The 10,930-nt window shown below is 45.6% G+C and carries 12 protein-coding genes and 1 tRNA gene; 9 read left to right on the forward strand and 4 right to left on the reverse strand.

Features of this window, described 5'->3' with window-relative positions; genetic code table 11:
* Positions 1–593: 593 nt before the first annotated feature.
* The gene (locus LAY41_RS31680) at positions 594–2,309 is read right to left on the reverse strand and encodes an iron uptake porin (protein WP_249106634.1); all 1,716 of its coding nucleotides are present in this window, start codon (positions 2,307–2,309) and stop codon (positions 594–596) included.
* A 451-nt stretch (positions 2,310–2,760) separates the two neighbouring features.
* On the opposite strand from LAY41_RS31680, the gene LAY41_RS31685 reads away from it, so the two are divergent.
* Together LAY41_RS31685 and LAY41_RS31690 are read left to right on the forward strand one after the other, a co-directional pair.
* A complete protein-coding gene (locus LAY41_RS31685) occupies positions 2,761–3,717 on the forward strand; it encodes a metal ABC transporter solute-binding protein, Zn/Mn family (protein WP_249106658.1) in 957 nt (318 codons plus the stop codon).
* A gap of 46 nt (positions 3,718–3,763) precedes the next feature.
* Positions 3,764–4,612 carry a metal ABC transporter ATP-binding protein gene (locus LAY41_RS31690; RefSeq protein ID WP_249106636.1) on the forward strand — a complete coding sequence of 283 codons (849 nt, stop codon included), beginning with the start codon at positions 3,764–3,766 and terminating at the stop codon, positions 4,610–4,612.
* Positions 4,613–4,804: 192 nt separating this feature from the next.
* Here LAY41_RS31690 and LAY41_RS31695 read toward each other — a convergent pair whose 3' ends face one another.
* Positions 4,805–5,215, reverse strand: a complete 411-nt coding sequence (locus tag LAY41_RS31695; protein WP_249106643.1) for an ArsR/SmtB family transcription factor — start codon at positions 5,213–5,215, stop codon at positions 4,805–4,807.
* A gap of 60 nt (positions 5,216–5,275) precedes the next feature.
* On the opposite strand from LAY41_RS31695, the gene LAY41_RS31700 reads away from it, so the two are divergent.
* Positions 5,276–6,154 (forward strand): metal ABC transporter permease, encoded by an 879-nt coding sequence (locus tag LAY41_RS31700; protein ID WP_249106645.1) that lies wholly within the window; start codon positions 5,276–5,278, stop codon positions 6,152–6,154.
* A gap of 40 nt (positions 6,155–6,194) precedes the next feature.
* Here LAY41_RS31700 and LAY41_RS31705 read toward each other — a convergent pair whose 3' ends face one another.
* Complete coding sequence (locus tag LAY41_RS31705) at positions 6,195–6,356, reverse strand: metallothionein (RefSeq protein WP_249106647.1); 162 nt, start codon at positions 6,354–6,356, stop codon at positions 6,195–6,197.
* A gap of 221 nt (positions 6,357–6,577) precedes the next feature.
* Between LAY41_RS31705 and LAY41_RS31710 the strand changes: the two genes are divergently transcribed.
* A tRNA-Phe gene (locus LAY41_RS31710) sits at positions 6,578–6,650 on the forward strand.
* Between the two features lie 240 nt (positions 6,651–6,890).
* Positions 6,891–7,442 carry an REP-associated tyrosine transposase gene (locus LAY41_RS31715; protein ID WP_249106649.1) on the forward strand — a complete coding sequence of 184 codons (552 nt, stop codon included), beginning with the start codon at positions 6,891–6,893 and terminating at the stop codon, positions 7,440–7,442.
* A 127-nt stretch (positions 7,443–7,569) separates the two neighbouring features.
* Here the strand turns inward: LAY41_RS31715 and LAY41_RS31720 are convergent, their stop codons facing one another.
* Positions 7,570–8,442: a DUF6602 domain-containing protein gene (locus LAY41_RS31720; protein ID WP_249106651.1), complete on the reverse strand. Its 873-nt coding sequence runs from the start codon at positions 8,440–8,442 to the stop codon at positions 7,570–7,572.
* Positions 8,443–8,776: 334 nt separating this feature from the next.
* Here LAY41_RS31720 and LAY41_RS32945 point away from each other — a divergent pair, with 334 nt between their 5' ends.
* From LAY41_RS32945 to LAY41_RS31740, 4 genes are all read left to right on the forward strand, one after another.
* Complete coding sequence (locus tag LAY41_RS32945) at positions 8,777–8,950, forward strand: phage integrase N-terminal SAM-like domain-containing protein (RefSeq protein WP_420840366.1); 174 nt, start codon at positions 8,777–8,779, stop codon at positions 8,948–8,950.
* Between the two features lie 250 nt (positions 8,951–9,200).
* Positions 9,201–9,560 carry a hypothetical protein gene (locus LAY41_RS31730; protein WP_249106654.1) on the forward strand — a complete coding sequence of 120 codons (360 nt, stop codon included), beginning with the start codon at positions 9,201–9,203 and terminating at the stop codon, positions 9,558–9,560.
* 230 nt (positions 9,561–9,790) lie between these two features.
* Complete coding sequence (locus tag LAY41_RS31735; RefSeq protein WP_249106655.1) at positions 9,791–10,228, forward strand: YtxH domain-containing protein; 438 nt, start codon at positions 9,791–9,793, stop codon at positions 10,226–10,228.
* Positions 10,229–10,251: 23 nt separating this feature from the next.
* Positions 10,252–10,815: a DUF948 domain-containing protein gene (locus LAY41_RS31740; RefSeq protein WP_249106657.1), complete on the forward strand. Its 564-nt coding sequence runs from the start codon at positions 10,252–10,254 to the stop codon at positions 10,813–10,815.
* Positions 10,816–10,930 lie beyond the last annotated feature (115 nt).

The raw sequence follows: 10,930 nt of genomic DNA on the forward strand, positions 1-10,930 counted from the left end.
CAGAGGGGCAGAGGGGCAGAGGGGCAGAGGGGCAGAGGGGCAGAGGGGCAGAGGGGCAGAGGGGCAGAGGGGAAAAAGAATGATAGATAATCTTCTGGCGGGAAGGGACCGCTCAGTATATCACGCGAAGTGACCAAAATTAATATCAGATTTACGTATTTTAACGGTGGAATTTCGCCGTAGTCGCGTAGACTATATAAATAGAGGGACACAGAAATAACCTCTGCCTAAAGAAGTAAATTCTTTAAAGTAAACTTTTGTAAAGTTGTTTCTCATGTTACAATAAGTTTACAGAGCTTTACCCACTGTGAACTTGGGAACGCACAGTTCGGGTTTCCTCAAATTCAAGCGACAACACAACGTATTTAATTTGTCAAACCAGTCTTTGAAGAGGCTGGTATTTTTTTATCTTGATATTAGTCATTAGTCATTGGTCATTAGTTGAAAGATTCGCCTTTTCATATCTGCGTTCATCTGCGTTCATCTGTCTTCATCTGCGGTTAAAATTTAACCATCGATAACAACAGACAATTTTGGTAACTCGTTGATGTACCACCGATGCAACCGGACAGGATATGACCAATGACCAATGACTAGAAACTAAACGTCGTTCGGATCGTACCGATAATCACATCATCGTTGTTCTTGTTGTGGTCTGGAGCCGTGAGCCAGATAACCCCAGGCGTAATAGAGATATTATCGCTCACTTGGATTTGGTAGAACCCTTCTATGTGGTATGAAGGGTCGTCATCGTCGCCACCTAAACCAGCATTAAATAAATCGTTGGATAGATTAGCACTGGCGTCAGCGATCGGCTCAATACCCAGGATGATACCTCCAAGGTTGCCTTTCTTACCCAGGTCTGGAAAACCAAGGGTAACGGCACCGTTAAAGATATCGATATTGCCACGGTTAATTTGTCCGCCCAGCGTAGAAAGAGTGCGAGTATTCGTGTAGCCAGCCCAACCGCCGATCACAAAATTACGGGCTAGTTGCCACGATAGCTCGACACCGTAGGAGTTGCTGGAAATTGGCAAATTGTTATCACCAGCAAACGGCGTGGAAGCTGCTAAAGTCGATCGCAAATTAGCAACCCGACTGCCAGTTCCGAGATCCCTGTTGTAGGAGTGAACGTAAGTCAAACCCAGTTGGAAGCCAGCACCCGGCTTAAACACAACCTGTGCCAGCGCACCGTAAGGCCCATCAAACAAACCGCTGCCATCTCTCGGATCGTTGACTGCGGTGCCTTGATAGCCCAAACTGATTTCAATGTTATCGTTTAACTCGTGCCTGAGCCCTATGCCAGCGCCATCCGCCAGATAATAAATAGCGTGGCGCGTGCCAAAGCGAGACAAAGCACCGCTTCCGCCATCTCCATCCAGGACGTTTAGGGTGTTGGCAAAGCTATCCGATCCGGTAGCATTTGCGCCGATCACGACCTCAGTGCGTTTGCCTAAAGGAAAAGTGTAGGACAACTCATCCAGGACGATATCATTATTGCCCGATTGCTCAAAAGGGCCACCACCAAAAGATAAATCGCCTTCCGGGGTTAAGGTGGAAGTCGCAGAAAACGCACCCAGATTACTTGCTTGCAGTCGCGTTCTCAACCTGTCTCTGCCGGTAAAGCTGGTTTCAAAGTTGAGGCGAACGCGATCGGCAAAAATAGGTTGGTTGTCTATCTCGCGGCCAAAAGCATCATCTCCTTTGACGATACCTGCCACCGCAAAAATCGCTTCTCCGGCAAGTTTCGTAGTCGTGGAAAATTGCTGTGCTTCCAGTCGCGTTGCGCGTGCTTCCAGTGCATCCACGCGACCGCGCAGGGTAGTGAGTTCAGCCCTAAATTCTTCTTGCAATCGCCGGAGGGTGGCTATTTCCTCTGTACTTATCCCACCGCCTCCTGCTGCCGCAATCAATTCTTGTATCCGGTTTAAGCAAGAATTTAAGCCAGCGGCAAATTCATAGCGGGTCAAGGCGCGGTTGCCGCGATAAGTGCGATCGGGATAACCTTCAATACAACCGTAGCGCTCAACAAGAGATTGTAGGGCTTGAAATGCCCAGTCTGTCGGTTGAACGTCCCGCAGTTGCGAAACCGAGGTTACTTGAGACAGAGAGTTTTTAGGTTTTTGGCTGTTGTAGCGGTTGATTTGATCTAAAGTGCTTGTCGCATCGGGGGAGGCGGGAACCCCCACTTGAGGTGTCGCTGGGATTTCGTCTGCGTAGGACGCTGGGATTGTTGCTGCTGCGATCGCTAGTGTCGCACCCAGTACCGCTGGGCTCAATAGCAGATAATTGCACAAAAGTTTTAACATATTGAACCTTTTACTCCTCACACCGATTCCAGATTATCAGCATTCGTTTGAAAATGCTCTTTGGGCCGATCGTATCGCCGTATCCAGACAAAAGGTCTTTTTCGGTAAGACTTAATGATATCTGATTTCAATAGGACTTAGGCATTTGCCCCCCTAACCCCCCAAATCTGGGGGAATAAGTTTTTTCTCCCCCCAGATTTGGGGGGCCCTGGCAAGGGGGGCAAAATCAGGATTTTTGCGTAAGTCCTGTTCTATAGCCAAGTGCGAATTCGACCCTATGGGAGTGTCTGTTGTCTTGGCGAAGAAGAATCCTGTAGTAGAATGAGATTTATTCTCGCATCTAGTTTAGAATTTAGATCGATTCTCATTACATCTGTGTCAGAGTCAATCCAAAATCCTAGAATCCAAAATCGATAGACCTCTGACTCGCCTTCCCAGGAGAAAAACCGTGATGCGCCCTAATTTGCAAGGATTGTTAATCGCCTTGCTGCTGCCTGTATTAGCCGCAACTGGCTGTAACCAATCTAATTCGGCACCCGTGTCTCCCACCACCGAGTCTTCCCCACAGTCGCAACAACTCAAAGTTGTGGCGACATTTTTGCCCATATACTGGTTCACCAAGGCAGTTGCGGGGGATTTGGCGAAGGTAGAAGTTTTGGTGCCGCCGGGTACGGAAGTGCATGAGTACCAGGCAACGCCAAAGGATGTGCAGGCTTTAGCGCAAGCTGATGTGCTGGTCAAAAATGGCTTCGGTTTGGAAGAATTTCTCGAAAATACCGTGAAAAACGCCCAAAATACGAAGCTAAAAGAGATTGAAGCGTCGAATGGCATTAAACCTTTGCAGGAAATCTCGCCCGTCGTTAAACCAACCGAAAAAGCAGACAACGACCACGATCGTGAAGCTGGCAATCCTCATGTTTGGCTAGATCCGGTATTGGCAATCAAACAGGTAGAAAATATTCGCGATGGTTTAATTGCAGCAGATCCAGCAAATAAAGCAGGCTATCAAGCTAATGCTAGCGCCTATATTGAGCAACTGCAAGAAATCGATCGCCAGTTTAAGCAGAGTTTGCAGCGATATCCCAATTGCACCTTTGTTACCTTCCACGATGCTTATCCTTACTTGGCACAGCGGTATCAACTCAAACAGGTTGCTGTAGTTGAAATTCCCGAAGATCAACTTTCACCAACAGATATCCAAAAGACGATCGCAGCCGTAAAACAGTACAAAGTAAAGGCTTTGTTTGGGGAACCTGGGGTAGACAACAAATTGCTCAAAAGTCTTTCCCAAGATTTGAATTTGACCCTCCGCCCGCTGGATTCTCTGGAAATTGGGCCACTAGATCCGCAGCATTACTTCACTGCGATGAAAACCAATCTGCAAACCCTTGAATCTGCTTGTCGGTAGATTAAAAAGTTTTGAGTTTGTAATTAATAAAGTTAAATTGGATGAAATGAATTTTGAGTCACTCCCCGTTTTGAAGGTAGAAGGCTTAACGGTGTACCGGGGAACCTACCAAGCTATTCGGGATGTCTCTTTTGAACTGCTACCTGGAACAGATACGGCAGTGATCGGCCCGAATGGTTCGGGGAAAAGTACGCTTGTGCAAGCAATTCTAGACCTGATGCCGCACACTGCTGGAAAAGTAGAGATTTTTGGTCTGCCAGTCAAACAGCTAGGGCGTCGGCAGCGTCAGATTGGCTACATTCCTCAACATTTTATATTCGATCGCAGTTTTCCCATTTCTGTTGCTGAATTGGTAGGACTGGGATGGGAGAATGAAAGACAAAATGGCGTAACCCGGCATGAAGGCGATCCCCCCCTACCCCCCCTTAAAAAAGGGGGAAGGAAAAAGAAAGATTTTTCCTTTTTTCCTTTTTCTTCGATCTGGGAGAATCCGGAAAAAGCAGAGGCGATCGCACAAGCATTGCACCGAGTGAATGCCTACCACCTACGCAAGCAAGCGATCGGCACTCTCAGCGGTGGCGAACTAAAGCGGGTATTATTGGCTTACTGCTTGGTGAGTCCCCGGCGGTTATTGGTACTGGATGAGGCGTTTGCCGGATTGGACGTTTCAGGAGAAGCCGATTTTTACACTTTGTTGAATGAACTGAAGAACGAACAACGTTGGACAGTGCTACAAATTTCTCACGATTTAGATATGGTGAACCGCCACTGCGATCGCGTCCTCTGTCTCAACCAAACATTAGTTTGTTCCGGAACGCCAGATACTATTCTTTCCCCCGAAAACTTGCTAGCGACTTACGGCCCAGCCTTCAGTCGCTATCAACACAGACATTAATTTTAGATTTTAGATGGCTACCAACCATTACCAGAAGAAACCTCACCCCCCTAACCCCCCTCTCCTCCAGAGGAGAGGGGGGAGAAATACTCCCCTCCCTGTTGCGGGGAGGGGTTGGGGGTGGGGTTCCACTGTCCTGGCGAATGACTGGTAGCCTTTTAGATTTTAGATTTAAAATCCAAAATACAAAATTTAAGCCGTTTCATCCAAATGTTCTGCAACCGATCGATAAAGTTCTAATACATGATGATCTAGAAGGCGATAAAAAACATTTCGTCCTTGTTTGCGGTAACTCACTAATCGCATTGTCCGTAAGACGCGCATTTGATGGGAAACTGCTGATTCACTCATCTCTAGCGCTACTGCCAAATCGCAAACGCAGAGTTCTTTTACTGCTAAAATTGAGAGAATTCGCAGCCGATTGGCATCTCCCAATAAACTAAAAAACTCTGCCATGCGCTGAGCTTTGTCTGTATTAAGGATTTCCTGCTGAAGATCTTGAACATCTTCAATCTCAACGGCGTGTGGCGGATGACAGGTGAGGCTTTCTTGCTGCTTAACGAGATTAGTTACGACACCATTAAAGCTTGGCTGAATTGACATATTAAAGTTACAAGTGAAATTAATTTTTATGTCTTTTGTATTGGAATGGGTGTTTCGATAATGATTTCCCTGAACGAACTTGCTCACTATCATGCTAGCTTATTGGCCGTGACTGATGGCGGTAACTTGATGGAACTGCTACAGTTTCCTTTTATGCAGCGTGCGATCGCAGGCGGCGTCTTGATGGGATTGCTGGGAGGCTTACTAGGTTGCTTCGTCACCCTGCGACAATTGTCTTTTTTCAGCCATGCGGTCGGTCACTCAGCTTTGGTGGGAATTGTTTTAGGTGTTTTGCTACAATTAAACCCCACCTGGATGCTGCTGCCTTTCACTCTCGCTTTTGGTTTAGCGGTACTCTATTTAATCGACCAAACGGATTTAGCCAGCGACAACATCCTCAACGTTGTACTATCGGGAACTTTGGCAGTCGGCATTATCCTCAGTGGCTTGATTAAAGGCTATCGCGGCGGCTTGATGAATGTCCTGTTTGGGGATATTCTGGCGATCGACCAGATTGACATAGTACTCACGCTGATGTTAGTCCTGAGTGCTGCAATCTATCTGCTATCAACGCTACAGCAGCAAATCCTGTTGACGCTTAATCCCGCTGTAGCCAAAGTTCAAGGCATCCCAGTCCAGTTACACCGCTACTTGTTTGTCGTACTGCTGTCTCTAACAGTCGCCTTGGCAACCAAAGCGATCGGCATTTTACTGGTGAATGCTTTTCTAGTAATCCCAGCTTCTGCTGCTAAATTGCTGAGTAACCAATTTAACCGCTTTCTAGCACTCTCTGCGATTATAGGTATCGTCAGCAGCATTATCGGCATACTGTTGTCCGGTATTTTCAACTGGGCTTCTGGCCCCAGTATCGTTTTAGTTCAGTTTTTCGTGTTCTTAGCCGTTACTGGCTTGATTAAGCTCAAAATATGGGCTACCTGAAACTGCTTAGTAGGGTGGACAATGCCCACCCTACATTCCTTTAGCAGCCACAACCGTGATGACCGCAGCCTGTGCGATCGGTGTGACCGTTTGCACAAGCGTCGCTGCAATAGTACTTGCCATCTTTTTGCACTGCGTCGCTGATTGAGACATTGCAAAGGCAAGGCTCACAAGCACATTTCATTGAGGTTACGGTAGTCATAAGATGTTTTCTCGCGATCGATTCTTTTCTCACTATAACGTATGAACAGATATTCAGATATATTTTAATAAATCTTCAAGAATTGCTGGAGAGTGGGCCAAAAATCTTTGACCTCATCCAAGCGCAAACCGCTATAAAATTATTTTGTCAATCTTCCTCATAAGGGCTTGCCAAAACCCCGATAAGTTTGCTATATTGTTTAAGCGCTGAAAAAACAGCTTGCCGGGATAGCTCAGTTGGTAGAGCAGAGGACTGAAAATCCTCGTGTCCGGAGTTCAAATCTCCGTCCTGGCATCAAACTTATACAAACACAAATACCTTAACTTGCCTTTCAACCCATCCCTAGTTGGGATGGTGGTTGAAACTTGCCCTTTCTACTCGTGTGATACTATATTCTATTTTTTTGGGTAAATTAGAGATTAAGGAGTTGCGATCGCACTGTAGGGTGTGTTAGCGATAGCGTAACGCACCAACCAATATGACAATACAATAAATAATTTAAGAATAATTTAATTTCACCCTAACTAGCTCCCTATGCCTAATTATCGAAGACCTAATGTTTCTGGAGGTACATATTTCATCACACAAGTCACTTATCAAAGAGATTCTTGGCTTTGTAGTGACATAGGGAGAAAAGCTCTCCGAGAAGCAATAAAAAAAGTAAAGGAAAAATATCCTTTTTGTATTGATGCTTTTGTTTTATTACCCGATCATTTCCATTGTTTGTGGACTTTACCCCCTGATGATAAGGATTTGTCGGTGAGATTGCGCTTAATTAAAACTTATGTTACCAAACATTATGGACAAGCATTAGGGGTTAATCGAGCCGTTTCTCAATCACGACAAAAGCGAGGAGAAAGTAATCTTTGGCAACGTCGCTTTTGGGATCATTTAATTCGGGATGAACGGGATTTTGCGCTCCATTGTGATTATATTCATGATAATCCGGTTCGACATGGATTGTGTGAAAATCCCAAAGATTGGCAGTATTCCAGTATTCATCGGTTTATTGCTCAGGGAATTTATCCGCCAGATTGGGGTAAAGATGGCAGAAAGGAAAAACCTCAAGGATCTTGGGATGATTAGCAGTCGTAGGGTGTGTTAGCGACAGCGTAACACACCTTAAATTAACATAAAGATGGTGCGTTACATTTGTATATATTTGATGGTGCGTTACACTCCGTTAACGCACCCTACAAGATCGGCGATCGCACTACCGAATTTCAAAACGACGCGCTCGGCAAGACGGTAGTGCGCCATTGAGAGATATCATATAACGGTCAAGTGCTTGAAGCGGGACAGTGCGAGCTTCGCGGACATGTTGTCGTAGCTCATTGACTAAGTACGCAAAGCACCGATCCTTTTCTGGCACAAATGAGAAGCTATCAGAGGTGAGCAATGAGAACTGTAGGCTCATGTTGTTCGACTGCATACCCTGAATAAATCCGTTATTCAGAGATATTATAATATTAGGCATACATTCGTGTCCGTGACGGCGTTGATATTCCACGAGATTGTTCAAAACTGCATCTGGACTATTGGTAAATGAGTTACAAAGAATAAAGCTATAAATCTGATCCCTAAAATTGATATCTTGATTGAATTCATCACTAGGTGTGGCGGCGAAGGAAACCGCCATCCCGAAATTTCTAAAGGAGGCAAGATGTCCAAGTCCTTCATCAGTCCTGTGAACATACCTGCGAAGCGACTTAGCTGACCTAATATTATCCAATGCCTCGAATAAAACGCTTTTATTAACCGAACTCTTCACTTCACCGTTTGCAATAACGCCCTCAATTGGAAAATAGGTAGCATTCGGATCGTCATTAATTGAGTAGACAGGGCAAAAGTCACGCTCGAACATAACAATATCTTGTTGTTTGCTTTGCCCACGATCGCTATCGATTAGCAAACCAGTTCCTATAGATACATAAGTAGGTAATAATTTCACGAGTTGCATACGTGCCGGATGTTCGCGCGCGCTGCCAATCAGTCCAGGCGTACCAGCCTCGCTTGCATCTGCGAACTCCCATACAAGCCGTTGCCCAATGCGATTAACGAACTGTGCTGGATCAAAGGCTGACATACATTCCTCTTGCTTTACTAAAGCTTGCGCGACCACTCGTTGTTCAATACTGTAACCCTATATTTCATAACCGAAACCTCTTCAAGAGCATCACTTCAAGAGCATCAATCAATGCGGACTTTTGATATAGCCTACGAGTACCCAACTATTTATTATCCCGAAACTTTCCGTCTTGTCAACCCCGGTGGAACACAAAGCCTAAACTTTCGGGATAATCACCCCATAGGAGGATGATAGCTAGAAACATTCCGTATATTCTCCGATAACAACCAGAAACTTTCGGGATAACATACCAGATAGTCATACTATCAAGAAACATTCTGGATCTCATCTTATGGAACAACTTCCCAAAAAACTCCTTGAACAAGTAAGTGATGTCATTCGTCTGAAACATTACTCTTACAAAACGGAAAAAAGCTACATTAATTGGATTAAACGCTATATTTTATTCCATAATAAACGACATCCTAGAGAAATGGGAAGCAGTTTGCGGAAAGCGCTAGATTAGAAAGAGCAATTCGAGAAAATCTGAGGAGGTTGGGGTTATGAGTCTGTTATTACAGAAGATATTGCCAGAAATCGAACAATTGACGTTTACATAATTAGCCCGGAACTTGGAATTTATTTTTTCAGATTAGGATGATGGTTAAGGCCAACACCAAGGATAATTAGTGGAAACACCGCAACAAGTACAGCTATCATTAGTCCAGCAGCCGACTCACACTCAAACTACATGAGTTTGTTGCCAAAAGGAAAAAATGGTAACAGTCGTTGTAGTCCTCAACACACTCATCGCTTTAATCAACTTTTACATTGCTTGGCGCATTTGGAAACTCCGGCGGGTGGTAGCAAATGCAGCAAAAGGCATACTTGCAGCAGAACGCAGCACCTATAAGGTGCTGCATGGGGCACCTAATGCAATTTCCAAAGGTCAGACGGGTGTATCGGCGGTGCGATCGCGGTATCAGCTGCTGGAACTTCAGTTAAAACAATTGCAGCAAATTCTGGGATTACTCAGTCTGGTAGGCAAAGTCTGGCAAGGCCGAAGTAAACTGGCAAGGCAGCCTAAATCCCCGAAAAAAGTGTCGAAATTGTCTGTAAAGTTACGAAATAAATAGTGCTAGCGAGTGCTAGAGCAAGAGCGAAAACACTTTTGCGATCGTATACCGTACCTCAGATAAGCTGCTGTGCATCTAATTTTACAGTCAACTTTGATAAGATTCTTGTGGGATGGGCATCTTGCCCGTCCAGAGTAAAATTTAAGTGCGCGACAGCTTATCTCCCAAAGAGCGATTATTAGCTAATTTAGAAACCCGCCTAAAATGGGTTTAAGGATAGAGACTCGAAAATGTCAGATAACCGTTCTGGAGCTTTTATTGGCGGTATGCTACTCGGAGCAGCGATCGGCACAATCACCGGCTTACTAATAGCACCGCGCACCGGCAGAGAAACGCGACTTCTGCTCAAAAAATCTGCCGACGCCCTACCGGAGTTGGCGGAAGACCTTTCTACCACCGTACAGCTGCAAGCAGACCGCCTCTCCGAGACAGCAGTGCGGAACTGGGATGGCACCCTAGCGCGACTCAAAGAAGCCATCTCAGCTGGTTTAGAGGCAGGATCTAGAGAACACCAAGGATTTGAACGGACAGAAGTCGCAGCGTCTTCCGATCGAAGTCCATCTCCAGATTCGGTAGAAGATCTATACTCGAATTCGTATGCTTCAGGGACTAAGGTGGCCAACCAAAACATTACATCCACAGAAACCCTGAGAGAACCAGAAAAATAACCCTTGCTTTAAGCTCAACTCCTGTGATCAACCCCCTATTTTGGCTAGGATTTTCCATTTTGCTAGTTGCCATCAGTCTCACGGCTGTTTTGGTAGCCGCTATACCAGCTTTGCAAGAGATCGCACGCGCCGCTCGCAGCGTGGAAAAATTAGCTGAAACCCTATCTCGCGAATTGCCCCCCACCTTGTCAGCTATTCGCCTGACTGGGATGGAAATTAGCGACTTAACCGATGATGTCAGCGATGGAGTTAAAAGCGCCGGTCAAACTGTTAAACAAGTTGAGCAAAGCGTTGTCTCAGCAAAGACGCAGGCAAAAAAAGTGCAAGCTACTACCCGCAGCGTCTTGACTGGGATCAAAACCGCTTGGAAAACCTTTACTGGCCGCCAACCTAGCTCCTCAATCGGGCGGCGGTCAAATCCAGCACCTCTACCCGCCTCTCAAAGAAATAGTTTGGATTTTTACGAGCAATCCACAACATCGTCCCATCGCGCTTCTGACACTAATCGCGAACTTCCTACCCACCGAAATGGCGACCCTTCTCGTTTAGATTCAGAAGTTTATTGGCCTACCGATGAAACCGAGTGACACTATACTCAGCACGGTCACAGACAGAGCTTTTTTTATTTATCCCTGTAGGGGCTTTCGCATTCCGTCAAAGATCTTTGGGTTCAACCAACAAATTATTCACGGAATGCTTCGC

This window comes from Argonema galeatum A003/A1, assembly GCF_023333595.1.
GTDB classification, from domain to species: domain Bacteria; phylum Cyanobacteriota; class Cyanobacteriia; order Cyanobacteriales; family Aerosakkonemataceae; genus Argonema; species Argonema galeatum.

Coding starts and splice junctions, on each gene's coding strand:
- LAY41_RS31680 (WP_249106634.1), bottom strand. CDS start 2,309: ATGTTAAAACTTTTGTGCAATTATCTGCTATTGAGCCCAGCGGTACTG.
- LAY41_RS31685 (WP_249106658.1), top strand. CDS start 2,761: ATGCGCCCTAATTTGCAAGGATTGTTAATCGCCTTGCTGCTGCCTGTA.
- LAY41_RS31690 (WP_249106636.1), top strand. CDS start 3,764: ATGAATTTTGAGTCACTCCCCGTTTTGAAGGTAGAAGGCTTAACGGTG.
- LAY41_RS31695 (WP_249106643.1), bottom strand. CDS start 5,215: ATGTCAATTCAGCCAAGCTTTAATGGTGTCGTAACTAATCTCGTTAAG.
- LAY41_RS31700 (WP_249106645.1), top strand. CDS start 5,276: ATGATTTCCCTGAACGAACTTGCTCACTATCATGCTAGCTTATTGGCC.
- LAY41_RS31705 (WP_249106647.1), bottom strand. CDS start 6,356: ATGACTACCGTAACCTCAATGAAATGTGCTTGTGAGCCTTGCCTTTGC.
- LAY41_RS31715 (WP_249106649.1), top strand. CDS start 6,891: ATGCCTAATTATCGAAGACCTAATGTTTCTGGAGGTACATATTTCATC.
- LAY41_RS31720 (WP_249106651.1), bottom strand. CDS start 8,442: ATGTCAGCCTTTGATCCAGCACAGTTCGTTAATCGCATTGGGCAACGG.
- LAY41_RS32945 (WP_420840366.1), top strand. CDS start 8,777: ATGGAACAACTTCCCAAAAAACTCCTTGAACAAGTAAGTGATGTCATT.
- LAY41_RS31730 (WP_249106654.1), top strand. CDS start 9,201: ATGGTAACAGTCGTTGTAGTCCTCAACACACTCATCGCTTTAATCAAC.
- LAY41_RS31735 (WP_249106655.1), top strand. CDS start 9,791: ATGTCAGATAACCGTTCTGGAGCTTTTATTGGCGGTATGCTACTCGGA.